A 20,984-nucleotide genomic window follows, 5' to 3' on the forward strand; every position below is an offset into this window, starting at 1 on the left:
TCATCTCTATTTTCAATCTTCATTTTTGGAACGGTTTCTAATTTACCATTCCACTTAGCATGTAACCTTAAAGCTTCCTTAGCGTAATCCATGACAACCTCCTACTCAACGATTTTTAATACGATTTCAACCATCTTTTCCATCTTTTGAATACTTGCGAATTCAAAACGACCATGATGATTAAATGAACCCGTACCTAAGTTTGGACAAATTAATCCTCTTGCCGTCAACATTGCACCATCCGTTCCACCACGAATTGGTGTACTAACTGGTGTTACATCACATTGACGCAATGCATATTTTGCCTTATTCACACTACGCATATCCCCATGCATATATTGACGCATGTTTTCATATTGATCACGAATCGATACATGAACACGGTTTCCGTATTTTTCATTCATCTTATCCGCAATTGTTTCCATCTTCTGTTTTTGTGCAATAAAACTTTGTTTACTGTGATTACGAAGAATGTAAGTTAATTTTGCATCTTCACAAATTCCTTCCATCCCCACTAAATGATAGAATCCTTGACGACCCTGTGTATGTGAAGGTGTTTGTTTTTTTGGAAGACTCGAAGCATATTCCATTGCTAATAAACTCGCATTGACCATACGATCCTTGGCATCTCCAGGATGAATGCTTGTACCATCAAATGTGACAACAGCTTGTGCTGCATTAAATGTCTCATAATCAACAGAATCAATACGATCACCATCAATTGTGAACGCATAATCCACGGCAAACTTATCTAACTCAAAGTTTTCGACACCACGACCTACTTCTTCATCTGGAGTAAAGGCAACCGCAATAAATCCATGTTCCTTTTCAGATTGAATCAACTGTTCCATAGCCTCTAAAATAATCGCAATTCCTGCTTTATCATCTGCACCAAGTAATGTCGTTCCATCTGTAACAATCAAATCATCTCCAATGCAGTTTGCCAAAGCTGGAAATTCTTCTTTAGACATGGAATACTCTTCATTTAATTGAATTGTATTTCCATCATATTTTGAAATTACACGACACTTTACATTCGCCCCCGTAATTTCACTTGCCGTATCCATATGTGCAATAAACCCAATACGATCCATCTTTTTATCTGTATTCGCATTTAAGTATGCATACACAATACCTGTATCGGTTAATTCAACAGAATCAAAGCCTAATTTTTCACATTCAGCCTTTAATTCACGAGCTAAAACCAATTGTTTTTCAGTGCTAGGTGCACTTGTACTTTCTTCACTTGACTGCGTGTCAAATGATGCATAATGCATTAATCTTTTTTCTACTGCCATATTAAATCCCCCTTTATGCCAGTTCTTGTGCTAAACGAGGCACAATTTGTTTTTTACGAGAAACAAATCCTTGATCCTTGAATTCTTCTACAACATCACGAACAAAATGCGATAACTTACCTACATATAAGAAACGTGAGCCACGACCTTCGACATTAGTGATAACCATCAACATCAAATCATATTCATGTATCTTGTTTTGTTCATCCATGTACTTCAAGAAATCCTCTTTAATTTCATCCACAATACTCAAATCAAACGTAAAAACCTGACTTACCGCAATGTGATATCCACTCAACATATATTCCTTAACATCATTGTAAAGAATATTCTTGAATTCTTTTCCACGAATCGTAGCCGTATTTTCGAATAATTCTTTAGCCATCGCATCAAAATCAATACCATATTCACTTGATAAACGTTTCGCCAAATTACGATCAATTGTCGTACATGTTGGTGAATTAAAATTCATTGTATCACTAATCATGCCATACGCAATCAATTTTGCGATGATCTCAGGCATTTTAACACCATATTCTGCATACATCAATCCAACAATCGTACAAGAACTACCTACTATCATATTTCTAAATACAATTGGACGATCTGTTTCAATATCACCAATACGATGGTGATCCACAATCTCTACAATATTCGCCGTTTCAATATCGCTGATACTCTGTTTCTTTTCATTATGATCCACAAGAATAAACTGTTTCTTTTCAGCCTTCAATAAGTTATATCGAGCAACAGACCCCAATATTTTTTTCTGGAATACAACAGGATAAGATGAGTGACGCGTCTTCAACATTTCACGTTCCACATCCTCTACATATTCACTTTTATTAAAGCGAATCACTTTATTAGCCGGAGTCATAATCAATTCAACCGGAATCGAACGATAAATCATTTGAATGATTTTCATAATATTATAAGGCGTACTAATTAAAGTAACTCCCATTTGTTTTGCCATTTCAATAATATAGCTATTTGGAACAAAGTTTTCTGCTACGACAATAACAGCACAACCTTTTGCCATACTCTTGATCATACTATCTTCATGATCATTTAAAACCATGATGGCACCTTTTAGATCTCTATCCATCAAGCGTTTGTCCGCAATACGAACAAATCCACTTCTTTCAAGATTTCCCTTTAAAATAAAAGAACCCTTTACACTGGCAACTAAATTTTCTAATGGTGTTTCTTTTAATAATTCACTCGTAATATTTAAATCCTGCATCTGAATCTTAGAAACATCACCCAAAGTAACCATGCCCTTATATTCATTTTTATCATCAACAACATACAAAGTCTTTACATGATTTTCTAAGCATAAATCCCATGCACGACGAATCGTTTGCCCTTCTTCAATTGTTACCGCATCATCAATTTCAATTTCTTCCAACGTTGAACGTGCAGTCGTTAATAAAACTGGCATATTTACATGTAATTTATCTAATATAAATTTAGTTTCTGGATTCAAAGTCCCCAAACGAGCAGCTACCGCATTGATTCCTGTCTGTCTTTTTAATTCTGCAAGAGCTAAAGCAGCACAAATTGAATCTGTATCAGGGTTTTTGTGTCCAATTACATAAATTGGTAAACTCATCGAATTCTCCTCTCAATTATCTTAATTTTGTATACAATATTATAACATGAAAAAAAAGAAGATTCATTATCGAATCTTCTTACTTAACAGCGTCTTTCAAAGCTTTGCTAGCTTTAAATTTTACAGATTTGCTTGCAGCAATTTCAATTTTTTCTTTAGTAGCTGGATTGATACCAGTACGAGCTGCTCTTTCGCTAATTGAGAATTTACCAAATCCGAATACATCTACAGTACCATTATCTTTTAATGTATCCGCTACTGTATCGAATACGAATTGAACATAAGCTGTTGCGTCTTTTTTTGAACAACCGAATTCTTCAGCCAACTTTTCAGCTAAATCTTTTTTATTAATAACATTAGACATTTATATGTTCCTCCTCTAATTATTACCACGCTATTTTATCATTTCTATAACTAGAGTGCAACGTCTTTCATTATTGATTCCACCACATATTTTGGTAAACCTACCACATTGGTATAATCGCCTTCAATATGATCCACAAAATCACATTCCTGTATACCATAAGAGCCTGCTTTATCCATACATTTCCCACTATTTACATACGAAATAATATCTTGTTCTGTAAGTTTTTTAAAATAAACATCCGTCGTTTCGACATGTAGAAAAGTTTGATTTTTATAGATTACACAAACACCCGTTTTTACTTGATGCCTACGATTTGATAATGCGTTCAACGTCTTTATCGCATCCTCTTTTGATTTTGGCTTACCCAATATTTTTTGATCCAAACATACAATCGTATCTGCCGATATAATAATCGAATCTGAATAGAATTCTCTTACTTCTTTTGCCTTAGATTCAGCCACCTTTTTTAAAGCCTCATCCAACCCTAAACTTAAATCAAACACTTCATCCTTTTTGGCTGGACAAACAATAAAATCGTAGCCCAAATCTTTTAATATCTCTTTTCTTCGTGGAGATTTAGACGCAAGTACAATCATCTTTCAAAACCTATTGGTGCCTTTTTCACCATATAATAAATAGCCAATCCACTTGCCAGAACAACAAAACAAATCACTTTAATTACACAAGCAAGTACCAGCTTATAAAAAATTGTTTCTGGAAGCATACAAATCATGAAATCCGTATTGGGGTCTAACAGCCACAATTGATTCGTAAAGAAAATTGTATGAAACCATGTCCAGAAACTCGTAAAATCTGTAAAGATCCAAAACCCAAAGAATACAAGCATTAATATGAATGTAAACATGGCCGTTAAAAAACCTTTACTCAAATACGCAAACATCCATTCTTTTTCATTCCAGTAAAAATATAAAACAATCAACACTAGAATAATAAGCGCTGTTTTACTAACCCTTAAAGCATTCTGATACAACGCCTTTACATCCACCATATGACTCGTTTCTTTTTCATTAAAAGTTTCTTGAGATACACCATACCATGTGATATGTCCCTTTATATCCGCCCGTTTATCATCTAAATATTCCAACAATAAACGAATACTTTGATTCAAATCTTTCTTAGAAACACCAATATCACTAGCCAAATCCATCTCTTCATATTTAGGAATATAAAAATCTGGATTTAATGCCGTACTTTTGATACTAAACACAACACAAACAATGATAAAGCACCAGCCAAATATAAAACTTAAAACACGTCTCATTATTCTACAGCTACCAAATCAGCCTTTTCTACCATCGGCATAGCCTCAATCAAACTGACTAAAGACTGAATACTGATTTCTAAATCACTAATATCTAAAGTAAGTGCTACATTGGCAATTCCATTAATAGGAATCGTTTGGTTAATAGCTAAAACGTTAACTTGTTTTACAGATACTAACGATAAAACTTTAGAAAGTGTGCCCTTTTCATTTCTTAAAATCATCGAAATAATTGCCTTACGATTCGATTGTTCTGCATTAAATGAAAAAACGGCATCCTTATATTTATAATATGTGCCACGCGAAATACCAACCATTTTAACAGCTTCACTAATTCTTTTTGCCTTGCCCGACTGTAATAAAATACGTGCCTGCATAACTTGTTCTAAAACATCTGGTAAAATATCGCCGCTCACAACATAATATTTACTCATATTTTATAAACGCCCCCTCTTTGGCTATAGTTAAAAATCTATAATCCAATTCACTAAAACAAGATTCTAAAATCTTGGATAATTCAACCAAATGAGATTTTTCTAACGAAACAACCATCATAGTTGAACCACTTCCTGAAATCCACATTGGAAGTTGTTTTGAATCACAATACTTCTTTATCCTATCATATTCCTTAATAAATTGCCTACGATATGGTTCATGCAACAAATCCCTGCAAGAACTTGCAAGTAAAGACTCATCCCCCTGTTGCAAAGCTTGAATAAAGACGAGTGCATGCGATACTTGTGAAACACAATCTTTAAATGCCATACCAGTCGGCAAAACCTTTCTTGCCTGAGAAGTTTTTACTTCATAACGAGGTACAATGGCCAAACAATGATAGTTTGCACATGGAACAAGACTCATTTTCACATCTTCTCTTTCCATAAAACAAGCTGTAGCTTGACCAAAAATAGCTGGTGCTACATTATCAGGATGTCCCTCTATACTTGTGGCAATCTTTAAGATTTCCATCTTGTCCATACCCTTTTTAAACCATGCGTCACAAGCTAAGATTCCCGCAACAACACACGTTGAACTTGAACCCAAGCCACGGGCAAAAGGCACATCTGTATCTATCGTTAGTTTAAAAGTCGGATAGTCCAAATGTAAATAGTCACAAGTTGTATAAAAGGCTTGCACGACTAAATTGTTACTACCCTTAAATTCATCCGGACAACCTTCTACAATCAACGTATCACTTTCTTCAAAAGTAAAGTGAGCCCACCAGTCTACAGCCATACCAAGACAATCAAATCCCACGCAACAATTTGCGCTTGTTGCTGGGACACACACACTAATCATGGAATACCTCTTTTGTACTTTCACATACCACATCTTTCATAGATGCTACATCTATAACACGATCATGTAAAACATCTAAGTCTTGAAGCTTCTTTAATTGAGTAGGAATTGTATCTTGACAATATTTTGATAAATCTTGCATAGCCATCCATTCATTATCTTCTGTATATCCTAATGCTTTCAAAACATCTTGACTGAATTTATAAGGTGAAGCTGTAGCCAAAGAAACAATAGGACGATCTTTACATTCTTTTGCGACTTTGTACGCAATGGCCGAATGCGGATCTAAAACATAGTTTGTCTTATCATATACTGATTTAATTTCTAAGCTTGTACTTTCATCATCTACACTGCCACACGCAAATAAGTTTTGAATGGTTTTAAAAGTTTCATCATCAATCTGATAACGACCCTTTTCATTTAATTCCTGCATCCATTTCGATACTTTTTGTGTATCCTTATTTGATGCATAATACAATAATCTTTCCAAGTTTGAACTAATCAAAATATCCATACTTGGTGAAATAGTCTGGATAAAATCACGATTTCGATCATAGATACCTGTCGTTAAAAAATCTGTTAATACACGATTCGCATTGCTGGCAACATAGAACTTTTCTACTGGCAACCCCATTAAATACGCATAATATCCAGCTAAAACATCTCCAAAGTTTCCAGTTGGAACACTAAATGAAACTTTATCCCCTAATTTGATAGCACCTTGATGCACTAATTGTTTGTAGCTATCAAAATAGTAAACGATTTGAGGAACCAGACGACCCACGTTAATGGAATTGGCACTTGTCAAAAGAATATTTTGTTTCGCACAATATGCATTCAATTCTTCATCTAAGAATAGACGTTTTACTTGGCTTTGCGCATCATCAAAATTGCCTTGAATTCCAAATACATTCACATTATTTCCTTTTTGCGTAACCATCTGACGATATTGAATGGCACTAACCTTTTTATATGGATAGAAAACATTAATACCAATATTTTCTACATCACAAAACCCAGATAAAGCGGCTTTACCTGTATCTCCACTTGTGGCAGTTAAAATCAATGCTTTTTGGTTCGTAGTTTTTAAGGCACAGGACATTAATTGTGGTAAAAGAGTTAACGCAACATCTTTAAAGGCACATGTAGGACCATGGAAAAGTTCTAAAACATAGACATCATCAACTTTTTTTACAGGTGTAATCTCTTTTTTAGAGAAAGAATTCGCATATGCATTTTCAACACATGCCACCAATTCTTCCTTCGTATAATCTGTAAGAAGATGTGAAAGTATATAAACGGCATTTTCTTTATAAGACTTTGAACATATTAAAGATAAATCTAAATGTATCTGATCTAAAGTTGGAAGTACGTATAAACCTCCATCTGGACTCATTCCATTTAGTATGGCTTGCTTGCTGGAAACGCTTTGGTGTGCGTCTCTTGTAGAAATATAATCGTTCATGAGAATCCTCCTTGAAAATCTATATTCCATATGATACAATGTTCACACTTTAAAAACAAGTGTTTTCTAAAAAGATACAGGAGGAACTATATGAACGCAGTTATCTTAGGTTATGGAGTTGTCGGAAAAGGAATTGAAATCCTTGCAAAAACATTGGATGATATCAATATAAAATACGTTTATGTACGTAAAGAAAAAGAAAACCTACCTTATTTTTCTAACAATGAAGATATGGTAGTTCAAGATGATATTGATATCGTTTTTGAATGTTTAAACGGATTAGAACCTGCCAACACATTGATTCAAAAAGCTTTGAAAAAAGGAAAACATGTCATCAGCTCAAACAAAGCTGTTGTCGCAACCTATCTCGATACCTATTTAGAGCTTGAAGAAGAATATGGAGGAAGCATTCAGGTAGAAGCTTGTGTTGCAGGTGGTATTCCATTTATCGATGCCTTATTAAAACTAAAAAGACTTGAACCACTACAAGGCTATGAAGGTATCTTTAATGGCACAAGCAACTACATTTTAGATTCTATGCAAAAAAGCAACTTGGATTTTGAAGATGTTTTAAAAGAAGCTCAAGATAAAGGATATGCTGAAAAAGATCCATCTAACGATATTGATGGTGTTGACGTATATTATAAGACAAAGATTTCTAACAGCTTAGCTTTCAACACACCCATCGTTGACATTCCTTATTATGCAGGAATTCGTACAATCAAAATGTTGGACATTAAATTCATCAAAATGAACAATAAAGTCGTACGTCATTTATCCATATCAAGACAAATTGGCAATAAGATTATTTCCATTATCGCTCCTTGCTGCATGGATGAAAATGATTTTTTAGCCAATGTTCCTAGCAACTACAACGCACAAAAAATCCTATCTCATAGCTTTGATACACTAGGCTATTATGGTCAGGGCGCTGGCCAATTACCTACAGCGCAAGCCATGGTACAGAATGCTTTAGATACACTTGAAAATAAAGAAAGAAAAATTGTTTATTCAACACCAAAAGAATTTGATACGTCTCTATTAAAAGAAACGTGGCTAATTCGCAGTGATGTTTCCCTAGAGAATTACTATCCTATTCAAAAGAAAGAAGCAAACTATTACTGGATTGAAAACCAGGATATGTCAATCATTAAGAAAGTTAAAGAATTAGATAAAAATAGTTTTATCGCATTATGGAGGTAGTCATATGTTAAAAATCACTAAATTTGGTGGTTCTAGTGTCGCAAATGCTGAACAGTTCAAAAAAATCAAAGCCATCATCCAACAAGATCCAACACGCCGATACATTGTTGTATCGGCTCCTGGAAAACGTTTTGCGGCCGACAACAAAATCACGGATCTGCTTTACTTGTTAGATGCCCACAGAAAATACCATGTTGATGCATCGAGTGTCTTTAAACTCATCAAAAACCGTTTCATCGAAATAAAAAATGAATTAGGCCTTAAACAACCCATTGAAAAGGAGTTGGATGCCTTTTACACCAATCTTAACCAAATGTCCCAAGCTGTTATCGTCAGTCGCGGTGAATACTTCTGTGCTAAATTAATGGCTGAATATCTAGGTTATGCCTTTGTGGATGCCAAAGATATTATTCGTTTTAAATTAGATAAATCCATTGACTGGGATGCGACCAGCACAAAACTTCAAGCTAAATATGCTCAATACGACCACTTTGTTTTCCCAGGCTTCTATGGCACAAGTGCAAATGGACACATCCAAGTCTTCCCACGTGGCGGAGGCGATATTACAGGGGCTATTTTAGCAAAATGTCTTCATGCCGACGTATATGAAAACTGGACCGATGTGTCTGGATTCTTAATGGCTGATCCTACAATTGTTAAAAACCCAAAAGGAATTACTCATATCACATATTCAGAATTAAGAGAACTTTCCTATATGGGAGCAAGCGTACTTCATGAAGAAGCCATTTTCCCAGTTAAAGAAGCTAACATTCCAATCCACATTTTAAATACCAATCGTCCTCAAGACGCAGGTACAATCATCCAAGAACATTCAAAAGTAAAAAGTGAATATCCAATTACAGGTATTGCAGGTAAAAAGGATTTTATGTCTATCTATGTTTATAAAAAGCATATGTCAAATGAAGTTGGTTTCATTCGTAAAGCCCTATCCATCCTAGAAAAATACCATATCAGTATTGAACACATTCCTAGTGGAATTGACTCATTTAATATTGTTGTAGAGAAAAAAGAAATTGAAGAGAGTCTTTATGAAATCTTGGCACACTTCAAAGATGAACTAAAACCAGATAAATTAACTGTCCAAGAGGATTTAGCTTTAATTTCTACTGTCGGTAAAAACATGTCCGATAAACCAGGTACAAGTGGCAAGTTATTTGGTGCCTTAGGTAAAAATAACATCAACATTGTCATGATTGCCCAAGGTAGTGATGAAATCAATATTACAGTGGGAGTTAAGAAAAAAGACTTCACAAAAACAGTCCAAGTTATATATGATACTTTCGTAGGAGGAAATGAAGAATGACAACAATCGCAATTGCCGGTGCTACAGGTGCTGTAGGACAACAAATGTTAGAATGCTTAAAAGAAAGAAACATTCAGGCTGACCTTAAATTATTAGCTAGTGCCAGATCAAAAGGCAAAGATATTGATGGACACATTGTTGAAGAATTAACAAAAGACAGCTTTCAAGGTGTTGACTATGTATTAGGTGCAACAGGAAATGACATCACAAAAATGTGGATGCCATGGGCCAAAGAAGCAGGATGTATCGTTGTTGATAACTCAAGTGCATTCCGTTTAGACAAAGATGTTCCTTTAGTCATTCCTGAAGTGAATAAAGAAGACATTAAAGACCATCATGGCTTGATTGCCAATCCAAACTGTGCAACGATTATTGCCCTTGTAGCTTTGCAAGCTTTACATAAAAAATACCACATCAAGCGCATGATTGTGACAACATTTCAAGCTGTATCAGGTGCTGGTGTTCAAGGAATTGAAGATTTAAAGAATCAAATTGAAGATGAAAATATTCCATCAAAAGCCTTCCCTTACCAAATCGCATTTAATCTTATTCCTCAAATTGGAGATTTTGATGATTTAGGCATCTCAAAAGAAGAATGGAAGATGCAAAATGAGGCAAGAAAAATGTGGCACGATGATGCTTTAAAAGTTAACTGTACTTGTGTACGTGTCCCTATTTGGCGTTCTCACTCTGAAAGTATCACCATCGAATGTGAAAATGAAGTGGATGTCAATGAGGCAAGAGAATTAGTATCCAAAGCTGAAGGCGTACTATTAAAAGATGATCCAAAAAATCAAATCTATCCAATGCCAAAGGATACGACAAATCAAGACTTAGTTTATGTTGGAAGAATTCGTAAAGACATCACGGATGAAACAAATCATACATTATCTCTATTCTGCTGTGGAGACCAGATTCGTAAAGGCGCTGCTACAAATGCAGTTCAAATTCTAGAAGAATTATTAAAGGCAAACGATTAATTTCGCTTGCCTATTTTTTTAGTTAATTTCAATATCTCCACTTGTCGTATTTAAAGTTAAGGTCGCATTATTTGTTCCTAACACACGAGTTACAGAACCTGTAAATTCTTCTTCACCAATTTCAATATCTCCAGATGTTGTAGAGGCAGTGATTGAAACATTATTTATATTTTCTGCACTTACATCACCGGATGTAGTTTCTAATGCATTGTCTCCTGCCAATTGCCCATCAAATTCAACATCTCCACTTGTAGTAACAAAAGTACAAGTATTTAAAATTCCATTCTCAATAGAAATATCACCCGATACACTTGTCACTCTAGAATCCTTTAATGCCACGTTTTGAATTTCAACATCCCCCGCAACAAGATTGCCATTCACAATTAAAGAATCATTTGTCGTATAAATAATCACTTCATTATCATCGTGACCGATGAAATGTTTATCTGAAATTGTTTCTTTTACAGTTAAAACACCATCATCAACAGAATAATCCAGTTTTTGTTTCTTCACATCCTGCAAACGATAAGAAATAGCATTCTCACTGGATTTCTCAATTTTAACATCCATACTTGTCAAATCTAAATTGACAGAAGTAAAATTCTCTATCCCCTCATGATTCAATGGTTCTTTCACAATCGAAGTTTTATTTACTTCTACATTACGAATCAAATGAATTGCAAGAAAGCTACCTCCTGCAATGCAAACAAGAATAAAAATAATTAATATGATAAATCCTTTTTTCATCAAATCACCTCTTTCACTACTAGTTTATCACCACTACTTTGCTTTGTACAGTAGTATACTCAAAAAAAGAAGAATTACTCTTTAATTCTTCCCTTCTTAACATTTGGCAAAATGAAATGCTCATACATATACTTCCACAACACTTCACTACCCTCATGTGTTTTTTCATTTCGCTTTAATATCTTTTCAAGATGCACACCATTTTCAGCCCACATTCTTCCATCCGTCGCAGCATTCAACATAACAGGCTGAAAATTATCCATTACTCTGGCAAACTTAGCTTCGGGTGTTTTTCTTTCTTCAAATTCATTCCACAAATCAAATACTTTCTTTGCCTGATCTTCTGGCAATAAATTAAAAATGCGATTTGCAGCCATTGCCTCTCTTGTACTTTGTGTTTTCAAACCCTGACTATCATATGCATAGGTATCCCCTGCATCAATTTCCACAAGATCATGAATCAACAACATGGAAATTGTTTTTAATACATCAATTTTTTCATTGGCATATTCACTCAAAAATACTGTCATAATAGCCATATGCCAAGCATGTTGAGCATCATCCTCAAAGTCTTTCCCATTGCTTTGAAGTGTCTTTCTTTTGATTTGTTTTTCTTTATCAATTTCCAAAATAAACTGCATCTGTTTTTCAATTCGTTCCATACCATCACCAACACCATTTTAACATACAAAAAGGCCCGGATTCACTCAGGCCTAATCTATTACGTCAACTTTGAAATCATTAGTGAACTTGAGGAAGGAGCAAAATACGATTTCCATTGACGCAAACCTTCTTAAAACTTCCTTTCGAAGCCAATGAAATTATATCACCATTTGCAACTGTTTACAATATGATTGTAAATATTTTACATTTTCATGAAAGCATAAACATATAAAATATTACACAAGATATCACACTTGCCAAAACAACACCAATTACAGGTAACTTCTTTAAAGCTGCGATAACCGCTACAACACTTGCTATAATGCCAATCCACATATTCTTATCTACATATAATATAGCTGGAAAAATCAAGGATGCCATGGCCGTATAAGGAATCAATTGCAAGAATATATTAACCTTTCCAGATACTTGAATCTTATCCATGAACAAAGCTGGCAACATTCTAGATATATATGTTGGTAAACAAAAAAAGAAGAAACAGTATAAAACTATTTCTCTTCTTCCTTCTTCTTAAACATTTCACTAAATACGCCTAACGCATAGAATAGCACACTAAAGCAGATGCTTTCATAACACGTTGTAATCATGTACAAAACCAAATTCACTACACTTAAGTTTGTACTGTAATATGAAGTAAACGTATTATAGGCTTGGATTGCCGCATAACACGTATAAGCTAATGATAAAACGGCAAAAACATATAATAGAATTGTTAATGCATTCTTATTTTTCATTTGAAATACCCCCTTTAAATAATGTACTAATTAAACCACTATTTTCGTATTTATACAAACAAAAATTCTTTCAGTTTATTTTAAGCAAACGCATCATACGTATCATCATCCTCACAAACAATTTGAATGACGCGCTTTCCATCCACTACAGTCGATACAATCTTATCTGGATATTCCATGGCATCCGAACGAATCGTTAATTCAATACCTTGGGATAACTGGAATTTTTTTGTACGTTTATTATTCAAGCTTTCGGGAACAACTTTAAATTCTGTATCAAAATTTTTACGTTCAGGAAGCGCTAGTAAACAATCTTTAATAACATCTTTCTCAATTTCTTCTTCACTAAAAGAATACGAATCAATTAAATTATCAATACACTGATTGTAGTTTAACTGCTGTGGTGTATTCATCACATTCTGTAATTCACTCGATAATTTTACATAATCCTTTTTAGAAACAGGTTCTACAGCACTCTTCAATTCATTATCCACGGCCTTAAATGCGGAATATGTATTTTTGGCATCATCCCTAGCTTCATCCAATTCTAAAAAAGAAACCGTCCAATATTTTGCCATAGTATCTGAATATGCCTTAACATCTTTAAATACAATATGCGAATTAATTTCATACATTGAAAATACAGCTGATTTCCACAATGATTTCTTATCTCCTGAAAATCCATACTTCTTTGATAAATCACTTCCATCATACCATTTTGAATGTTCCACTTTAGCAACCACAAATAAAAGTTCATCACTACTATTTTGTACCAAAGCCTGAATTAGACTTCCCTTTTTCACATTCGAACCCATGCGATAGATTTTTGCCTGTGCAAGTTTTTCACTCATCAAAAGCTTATCTGCAATACTATCTGTAAGAACTTCACATTTTTCTTGATTCAATGCCATTTGACGAATACACGAAACCACTTGTGTTTGTTCATCATGAATAATATACATTTTATTTTTCTCATTTGAGTTCGCATACTCAATATATTCTTTCACAAAACCTTGGAATTCTTCAGGCATCTCTTTTCTTTGTACTGTATCATTGTCTAAATCCAATATATGGAAGGATGTATATAAAATTGTCATAAAAAATTTACTCCTTTTTATCGCAAATATTATACAATAAGTGAAGGAGGTTTTAAAAATGAAAAGAAAATCGATACCTATTTTATTATTAACTGGCTATTTAGGAGCTGGCAAAACTACTTTATTAAATCACATTCTAAAAAATCAAGAAGGATATAAAGTTGCGATCATTGTCAATGATATTGGTGAAATCAATGTTGATCAAAAACTAATTGATAAAAATGCACAAATTCAAAAAGAAGACACAGACGTTGTAGGTCTTACCAATGGCTGTATTTGTTGCACACTAAAACTAGATCTTTTACAACAACTCTCAGCCTTAGCCTCATCCAATAAGTTTGATTACATCATTATTGAAGCTAGTGGTATTTGTGAACCTATCCCTATCGCACAAACTATCACAGCCGCCAATGAAACACTATATTCTAGAGGATTACCTGAATTATTTCACTTAGATAACATTATTTGTGTTGCCGATGCGGCAAGATTATCGAATGAATTCAATTGTGGTAAACACTTATTAGAACCAGTAGAAGATGAAGATTCGCTAGACTCTTTATTGATGCAGCAACTTGAATTCTGTAATACCGTTATCTTAAACAAAGCAGAAACGGTCAACGAAGATGAGAAAAATGAAATCAAGGCAGTCATTCATAAACTATGTAAAAATGCCGGAATCATTGAGGCTAGCTTTGGCCAAGTTGATTTAGAAGAGCTTTTAAACACACATAACTTTGATTATGAAAAAGCCCAAAATAACATTGGTTGGCTTCACGAAATCGAAGAGCATGAACACCATCACGATCACGAAGGTGAAGCTTTAGAATATGGAATTTCTACTTTTGTGTGGCAAACAAGAAAACCATTAGATTTAAAGAAATTCACAAATCTATTAAATAACTATCCGAATGTGATTCGTACCAAAGGCTATGTATGGTTTGATAACCAACCTGATTCTGCCTACTTATTTGAACAAGCTGGTAAATTAAATTCACTTACAGAAGACTCATTATGGATCGCATCAGCTCCAAAACAAGATCAAATAGATTTATTAAAAGCCAATCCTCAACTCGCTCAAAACTGGGATGAAGAGTATGGAGATCGAATCAATCAATTAGTCTTTATTGGAAAGAATATGAATGAAGAACAAATAAAAAGACAGTTCAATGACTGTCTTGCATAGGAGAAGAAATTCTCCTATTTTTTTATTAACTTTGAAAAGTTTTGATCCAAAATTCTTTCGACTTCAGAATACGATTGATTCTTTAACGAAGCCACCATAGTAATTTCATTTTTTAAAGCAACTATATAATCATCATTATCAATAGCCCATTTCACAGCTTCAATACCATCGGATTCCATAAGTAATTTGTCCATAGATACTTGTTTTACTAAATGCGTTACTTCCTCTTCTTTTCCAATTGAAGGACCAATCGTGAAATAAGATACCACTTCATCATATTCTTTGACATAATCCATACATCCATATTGTTTTAGTTCGTCTACTAAAAATTTACGAAATTCTTCTTTTTGTTTCCTTGTTTTTCGAATCTGATAGTGTTTAAGAACTTTACGGCTTATTTCATTCATTCTTTTTATCCTTTGAACCCTTTCATATTTTAGCCAGCATACTTCTTCCACCAGTTGAAATCAATTCATCGGCACCTCTTAAAATCATTTGTATATCTTCCTGTGGTAAATCTTTAATTTCTCCTGCATCAAGAATAACTGGCACTCTACGTACTTTTTTACTCATCCATTCTTTACCACTACATCATTACACGAATCAATCCACACAAAACTAAATGTCCTACATAGAACCAATAGAAGGACCATTTCATAAAAGTACTCTTTCCTCTTGTTCCATCATATAAAGACATAATTGGATAGACTAAAACAATTCCAAACTGCAACAAACCATAAACTACATCAATACATAGACAATAAACAAGAACATACATGGAAATATATAAGGCCATACCTAATACTTGTTTTTTTAAATTGCCTTGATTTTTATAAATGTGGTTTGTACAAAGAATTGGAAAGCATGACCAATCACTTGGAAATGCCAATAAACAAAGAATTAGAATACAACCTATCTTCTTTGCGTCTTTCCAATCTTGATCTTCTACCCATAAACCAATCACCGATAAGAATAGTGGCCATATAATACTTGTCTGATTTAATAAAGAATCCTTTAATGGAATCAAAGATATGCCAAAACAGAAGTTATACGCAAAGTGAGCGATAATTGAAAAAATCAATAATCTTTCTAAGTATTTCTTTAAACTATGCGTATGCGTATAACCTTCAACCACCATAAACCACATGATAGGAGCCGCTACTCTTCCAATTAAATGAATCAATAAAAGCCACCAGAATTTTTCATAATTCGGATAGAATGTAGTTGCGAAATGATCCATAAACATCGCAATGATCGCAATCATCTTGATTTGATTTCCATTTAACTTTTTTATCATTGAGTCACACCCTCTCCTACATTAGGTTCAAAGTGCGAATAAACAACATCTGCACCAAATAAAAGAAGTAAAACTAAACAGGCAGTAGATAATCTTTTATTTAAGTGTTCTTTTACCCAGTTATCAATTAATGGCGCAATCACATAGACAAAAGCCATACCACCAACACCAAACACCAATAAGCCTTCCGCACAAATTCTTCCATGAAGATTCAAGAAGTAGCCTGTATAATCCCACCATTTTTGACCATTATGCGTAAGCTCTAAAAAGAAACCAGTAAAGTATTCAATACATCCACAAAGAAGTACGGCCATACTAAATTCAACTTTGGGACGCATTCTAAATCGTTTTAATAAAAGCAGAATCAAAACACAGCCAAAACCATAAATAGGAATCCACGGACCATGTAAAACGCCGCGATTCACAAAACATCCATAGCTAATCATAGATAGACTCACTTCCCAGATCCATCCGACAAAACACATAAAGAAGAAACAGACTAAAATAGATGTTACTGTATAATTTCGATTTGGATGTAAAACACGAAGATTTGACTTCTTATACTCCTCTTCAATTGGAGATAGCCTTACTGGATAACATAATAAATACACTTCGGTAATCATAGTTTCAGCTTCCATTTTATTATAGGTATATCTTTCATATTGTTTTTCTTTTGAACTCAAATGAAAGATGATTCCAAAATTATCACACAAGAATTTTTTTACGCCCGTATACGCATTTTCTATTGGATTTTTCGCATTCAATGCCGCAATTACATCCGAATACGTATTACGCATCAAAGCACTGCTTGGTTTTTCAAATAAATACGTATCATTTAAGATAGCACTTTGAAATTCTTTTCTTCTTAGTGTATAAAATTCACTCATCACAGCCATACGATACATATTTGAATAAAATATAGCACTAATCCCAAATGTACAAACATCCAAAATGTACCATCCAGCCATTGAAAATTGCCATTTAAAACATTCAAACTTATGTCCCTTCATCATATTTCGAGATAAAGAGAGTGCATCTTTTAAAGATATTGTTGGATTTTCAGCCAAAATATAATCCACTAAAAAATAGACATAATAAAAGTAAACGCCTCCTATCACAGTAAAGTTCATAATTGTCAAAATAATAGATTTCACTAACTTCACAAACGCAACATGCATCTGTTTACGAATTCGCATTAAATAAACCAATCGATCAAGTGGAAGTTTTGCGTAAACTCTTCCTTCAAGAAACATACGTCGATTAATGACTGGCAATACATTCACAATATACACTCTATAGAACACAGATATGCATAAACCCATCACGACAAAACAAATACTCGCAATATCTTTTGAATGAACAATGGTCGATAAACCTAAAAACAGTGTCTTCACAAAGGATCCTGAAGTAATTCCATTTACGACATGTGCAAATACACCATTGGTTGTACCAAAGACGTCTTCAGGAAGTAAAAATGTCATCGACTTCACAAAAGAAGAGTGCATTAACAGGCCTGAAACACTCTTGGCATTATCTTGTTTTAAAAGGGATAAAGTCGAACTAAATTCACTTCCCATCAATACTGCTGCAAGACATAACACTAAATAGGTCGCGTAGTGTGTTTTTACATTTTTATGTGCATTTTTCTTAATTTCACTTAGTTTCATACTTAAATAATAGCATATCTATAGTAAAATATTTTCAAAAGAAAGAAGGAATTATAATGAATCCAATTATTCAAAGTTTATTTGACCGCAAGTCTTGTCGTATTTTTGAAGATAAAGAAATATCACAAGAAGACAAAACACTGATACTTCAAGCGGCTATGCAAGCCCCTAGTGCAGGAAATCAACAAATGTATACAATTATTGATGTACAAGATAAGAAACTGCTAGAAACACTATCTAAAACGTGTGATAATCAATCTTTTATTAATCAGGTTAAAATGGTTTTAATTTTCTGTGCTGATTTTCAAAAATGGTATGATTTGTTTAGCTATGAAAACTGCAATCCAAGAAAACCAGGCGTAGGCGATTTATTACTAGCCACAACAGATGCGACTATTGCCGCACAAAATGCAGTTGTAGCTGCCGAAAGTCTTGGGATTGGATCTTGTTACATTGGTGACATTCTAGAACAGCATGATTTACATAGAAAACTATTAAATCTAAGTGAATATGTAGTCCCTGTATGCATGTTAGTACTTGGATATCCTGCAAATGATCATTTTAAAAGACAAAAACCAAAGCGTTGTCAGTTAGAAGATATTGTTTGTGTCAATCAATATCATAGAAAAGACAAACAGGAATTAAAAAATATGTTTGATCATAAAGCTGGAAATAAAACATTAAATGAATGGGCAACAGCTTTCTGTAAACGAAAATACAATTCGGATTTTTCAAAAGAAATGACAAATTCTGTACAAAAATATATTGACCAATTTAAAAGTGAAGCCGATTAAGACTTCACTTATTAATTTCTAAAGCAGCATGATACGCATCTTTAAATGCATCTAAGGCAACACCTGCTTTCTTGCAGTCACCAACGATGTATGTAGGAATGTCTAAATTTGCATACATACTTGTATCATTTGCCTTTGATCCAACAGCCATAATGACACTATCATATGGATATTCTTTGCCACTGGCAACAACAACATGATCCTCAATTCGTTCTACAGTTGTACTTGTTTCAATTGTGATTGGCATTTGTGCCATCGCAAACTGCGCTGTAATTTGACGTAATGGACCTAGATCCTGTAAAGCTTTTTCTTTCATTTCTAAAATAGTGACTTTCTTTTGTCTGGCAGCCAAGAATTCTGCTGTTTCAAAACCAACAAGACCACCACCAATAATGACTACGTTTTCACCTGGTACTTCAACTTTTTCACTTAATACATCATGTGCAACAATGGCTCTTTCGCCACCTTCAATTGAAAGTACAAATGGACTCGATCCAATCGCAACAATGAGTGCATCCGGCTTAATTTCTTCTAGCATTTTCTTAGTAACAACAGTATTTAAGTGCACCTCAATTCCAGATTTTTGAACATCCAAAATCATTTTATTTACCGCATTTTTAAAATCTTTTTTAGCTGAAATAGCCCCGGCCAATAAGAATTGTCCACCAAGACTTTCACTCTTTTCAAATAAGATTGGTGTATTGCCTGTTTCTTTTAAATCTAGAGCTGCTTCCATACCTGCAATTCCGCCACCTAAGATGACAACTTTTTTAGAAACGGATCCAGGTTTTAAACCTAATGTTTCCTCTTCTAATAAGCCAGGATTTCGCATACAAGTAATGTGTTTAATCGCTGGATTATATAAGGATGCACAGAATGAGTCGTAGCAGCCTTGGTTACATCCAATACAATAGCGAATTTGATTGACTTTACCAGCTCTAGCCTTGTTACAGAAATTAGCGTCGGCAAGCTGAGCACGTGCCATGACAACTAAATCGGCCTTGTCATCTTCTAAGATTTTTTCGGCAAATTCAGGCGTATTGATACGTCCACATGGCATTGTCAACATACCTGTTTCTTTACGAATGCGAGCAGCATCTTCTACGTTAAATCCATTTTCAATATCCACTGGAGCCACTTCATATAATGTAGCTGCCGTTAAGATATTTCCACGACTAATATTTAATACATCCACGCCGAATTCTTTGGCATCCTTACAAAATTCAATCACTTCTTCAACCGTTAGTCCACCTTCTAACATGTCATCATGACAATCCACACGCATGAATAGTGGCATATCTTCTGGCATATTGGCACGAATCGATTTAATACATTCCAATGGGAATTTTTTACGATTTTCAAAAGAGCCACCCCACTCATCACTTCGATGGTTAATTCCACCTGAAAGCATAGAGTGTGGTAAATAGTTATGCGCACAATGGAATTCTAAACAATCAAATTCAGCTTCTACTGCACGTTTTGCGGCTTGTCCAAACTTATCTATTATATCGAGCAATCTTTCATTTGTGATAGCTGGCACTGTATATTGTGGACTTAATGGTAAGTCATTGGGTACTAAAATCTGAGCCGTTTGATCTGAAGCTACTGCTAATCCTCCTTGCCATAATTGAATGCAAGTTTTTCCTCCAGCTTCATGCACGGCATCATTTAATTTTTTAAATCCTGCAATGTATTTGTCCTCGGCAATCGACAAGAATCCAAAAGGTGCACTCGGGGCATCCACACTTGTAACTTCAATTGTATTTAATCCGTTACCACCTTTTGCACGAGCCACATGATACGCAATCAGCTTATCTGTAACACTCTTTCCATCTTCACTTTCCGCACTTTCATGTGTTCCCATCGCAGACATGACAACACGATTTCTTAATTCCATACCACGTATTTGTATGGGTTCAAACAATTTGTCAAACATTTGATTCTCCTCCTT

The 20,984-nt window shown here is 34.3% G+C and carries 23 protein-coding genes; 5 read left to right on the forward strand and 18 right to left on the reverse strand.

Annotated elements, in window-relative coordinates; genetic code table 11:
• Positions 1 to 101 precede the first annotated feature (101 nt).
• From pepT to thrC, 8 genes are all read right to left on the reverse strand, one after another.
• Positions 102 to 1,298: a peptidase T gene (gene pepT / locus NE544_RS07440; protein ID WP_256268899.1), complete on the reverse strand. Its 1,197-nt coding sequence runs from the start codon at positions 1,296 to 1,298 to the stop codon at positions 102 to 104.
• A 13-nt stretch (positions 1,299 to 1,311) separates the two neighbouring features.
• Positions 1,312 to 2,910, reverse strand: coding sequence for a putative manganese-dependent inorganic diphosphatase (locus tag NE544_RS07445; RefSeq protein WP_118115060.1), 1,599 nt, complete (start codon positions 2,908 to 2,910; stop codon positions 1,312 to 1,314).
• 79 nt (positions 2,911 to 2,989) lie between these two features.
• Complete coding sequence (locus tag NE544_RS07450; RefSeq protein WP_003863836.1) at positions 2,990 to 3,274, reverse strand: HU family DNA-binding protein; 285 nt, start codon at positions 3,272 to 3,274, stop codon at positions 2,990 to 2,992.
• Positions 3,275 to 3,324: 50 nt separating this feature from the next.
• Positions 3,325 to 3,873 (reverse strand): nucleoside triphosphate pyrophosphatase, encoded by a 549-nt coding sequence (locus tag NE544_RS07455; protein ID WP_118116275.1) that lies wholly within the window; start codon positions 3,871 to 3,873, stop codon positions 3,325 to 3,327.
• Entirely contained in the window at positions 3,870 to 4,559 is a 690-nt protein-coding gene (locus NE544_RS07460; RefSeq protein WP_256268900.1) for a TIGR01906 family membrane protein, read from the reverse strand. Before NE544_RS07460 ends, NE544_RS07455 begins: the two co-directional genes overlap by 4 nt.
• Positions 4,559 to 4,993 (reverse strand): ACT domain-containing protein, encoded by a 435-nt coding sequence (locus NE544_RS07465; protein WP_003863833.1) that lies wholly within the window; start codon positions 4,991 to 4,993, stop codon positions 4,559 to 4,561. Before NE544_RS07465 ends, NE544_RS07460 begins: the two co-directional genes overlap by 1 nt.
• On the reverse strand, positions 4,986 to 5,858 hold the full coding sequence (thrB, locus tag NE544_RS07470) for a homoserine kinase (RefSeq protein ID WP_158570546.1): 873 nt from the start codon (positions 5,856 to 5,858) through the stop codon (positions 4,986 to 4,988). Before thrB ends, NE544_RS07465 begins: the two co-directional genes overlap by 8 nt.
• Positions 5,851 to 7,323 carry a threonine synthase gene (gene thrC / locus NE544_RS07475; RefSeq protein WP_256268901.1) on the reverse strand — a complete coding sequence of 491 codons (1,473 nt, stop codon included), beginning with the start codon at positions 7,321 to 7,323 and terminating at the stop codon, positions 5,851 to 5,853. The genes thrB and thrC overlap by 8 nt, the downstream gene beginning before the upstream one ends.
• Before the next feature lie 90 nt (positions 7,324 to 7,413).
• Here thrC and NE544_RS07480 point away from each other — a divergent pair, with 90 nt between their 5' ends.
• From NE544_RS07480 to NE544_RS07490, 3 genes are read left to right on the forward strand one after another with little or no spacing between them, the layout of a single operon-like run.
• Complete coding sequence (locus tag NE544_RS07480; protein ID WP_256268902.1) at positions 7,414 to 8,526, forward strand: homoserine dehydrogenase; 1,113 nt, start codon at positions 7,414 to 7,416, stop codon at positions 8,524 to 8,526.
• Positions 8,527 to 8,530: 4 nt separating this feature from the next.
• A complete protein-coding gene (locus NE544_RS07485; RefSeq protein ID WP_256268903.1) occupies positions 8,531 to 9,850 on the forward strand; it encodes an aspartate kinase in 1,320 nt (439 codons plus the stop codon).
• Complete coding sequence (locus NE544_RS07490; RefSeq protein WP_256268904.1) at positions 9,847 to 10,830, forward strand: aspartate-semialdehyde dehydrogenase; 984 nt, start codon at positions 9,847 to 9,849, stop codon at positions 10,828 to 10,830. The genes NE544_RS07485 and NE544_RS07490 overlap by 4 nt, the downstream gene beginning before the upstream one ends.
• 18 nt (positions 10,831 to 10,848) lie before the next feature.
• On the opposite strand, the gene NE544_RS07495 is transcribed toward NE544_RS07490, so the two are convergent.
• The 5 genes from NE544_RS07495 to NE544_RS07515 all read right to left on the reverse strand — a co-directional run bounded on the left by NE544_RS07495 (position 10,849) and on the right by NE544_RS07515 (position 14,092).
• Entirely contained in the window at positions 10,849 to 11,577 is a 729-nt protein-coding gene (locus tag NE544_RS07495; RefSeq protein WP_256268905.1) for a DUF4097 family beta strand repeat-containing protein, read from the reverse strand.
• A 74-nt stretch (positions 11,578 to 11,651) separates the two neighbouring features.
• Entirely contained in the window at positions 11,652 to 12,239 is a 588-nt protein-coding gene (locus tag NE544_RS07500) for an HD domain-containing protein (RefSeq protein ID WP_256268906.1), read from the reverse strand.
• Positions 12,240 to 12,450: 211 nt separating this feature from the next.
• The gene (locus NE544_RS07505; RefSeq protein ID WP_256268919.1) at positions 12,451 to 12,753 is read right to left on the reverse strand and encodes an AzlD domain-containing protein; all 303 of its coding nucleotides are present in this window, start codon (positions 12,751 to 12,753) and stop codon (positions 12,451 to 12,453) included.
• A complete protein-coding gene (locus NE544_RS07510; protein ID WP_118116293.1) occupies positions 12,750 to 12,995 on the reverse strand; it encodes a hypothetical protein in 246 nt (81 codons plus the stop codon). The genes NE544_RS07505 and NE544_RS07510 overlap by 4 nt, the downstream gene beginning before the upstream one ends.
• An 80-nt stretch (positions 12,996 to 13,075) precedes the next feature.
• Positions 13,076 to 14,092 carry a nucleoid-associated protein gene (locus NE544_RS07515; RefSeq protein ID WP_256268907.1) on the reverse strand — a complete coding sequence of 339 codons (1,017 nt, stop codon included), beginning with the start codon at positions 14,090 to 14,092 and terminating at the stop codon, positions 13,076 to 13,078.
• Positions 14,093 to 14,150: 58 nt separating this feature from the next.
• Between NE544_RS07515 and NE544_RS07520 the strand changes: the two genes are divergently transcribed.
• Entirely contained in the window at positions 14,151 to 15,275 is a 1,125-nt protein-coding gene (locus NE544_RS07520) for a GTP-binding protein (protein WP_118115803.1), read from the forward strand.
• 14 nt (positions 15,276 to 15,289) lie between these two features.
• Here NE544_RS07520 and NE544_RS07525 read toward each other — a convergent pair whose 3' ends face one another.
• Genes NE544_RS07525 through NE544_RS07540 form a run of 4 tightly spaced genes read right to left on the reverse strand, consistent with a single transcriptional unit; the run spans position 15,290 to position 18,239 of the window.
• Positions 15,290 to 15,682, reverse strand: coding sequence for a TatD family hydrolase (locus NE544_RS07525; protein ID WP_256268908.1), 393 nt, complete (start codon positions 15,680 to 15,682; stop codon positions 15,290 to 15,292).
• Positions 15,683 to 15,704: 22 nt separating this feature from the next.
• Positions 15,705 to 15,848, reverse strand: coding sequence for a hypothetical protein (locus NE544_RS07530; protein ID WP_256268909.1), 144 nt, complete (start codon positions 15,846 to 15,848; stop codon positions 15,705 to 15,707).
• Between the two features lie 13 nt (positions 15,849 to 15,861).
• Complete coding sequence (locus NE544_RS07535; RefSeq protein WP_256268910.1) at positions 15,862 to 16,572, reverse strand: TraX family protein; 711 nt, start codon at positions 16,570 to 16,572, stop codon at positions 15,862 to 15,864.
• Positions 16,569 to 18,239: a DUF975 family protein gene (locus tag NE544_RS07540; protein WP_256268911.1), complete on the reverse strand. Its 1,671-nt coding sequence runs from the start codon at positions 18,237 to 18,239 to the stop codon at positions 16,569 to 16,571. Before NE544_RS07540 ends, NE544_RS07535 begins: the two co-directional genes overlap by 4 nt.
• A 56-nt stretch (positions 18,240 to 18,295) precedes the next feature.
• On the opposite strand from NE544_RS07540, the gene NE544_RS07545 reads away from it, so the two are divergent.
• Entirely contained in the window at positions 18,296 to 19,033 is a 738-nt protein-coding gene (locus tag NE544_RS07545; RefSeq protein WP_256268912.1) for a nitroreductase family protein, read from the forward strand.
• A gap of 4 nt (positions 19,034 to 19,037) precedes the next feature.
• On the opposite strand, the gene NE544_RS07550 is transcribed toward NE544_RS07545, so the two are convergent.
• Entirely contained in the window at positions 19,038 to 20,969 is a 1,932-nt protein-coding gene (locus tag NE544_RS07550) for an NAD(P)/FAD-dependent oxidoreductase (protein WP_256268913.1), read from the reverse strand.
• Between the last annotated feature and the right edge of the window lie 15 nt (positions 20,970 to 20,984).

Source organism: Holdemanella sp. MSK.7.32, from assembly GCF_024460475.1.
In the GTDB taxonomy this organism is placed as follows: Bacteria; Bacillota_I; Bacilli_A; order Erysipelotrichales; family Erysipelotrichaceae; genus Holdemanella.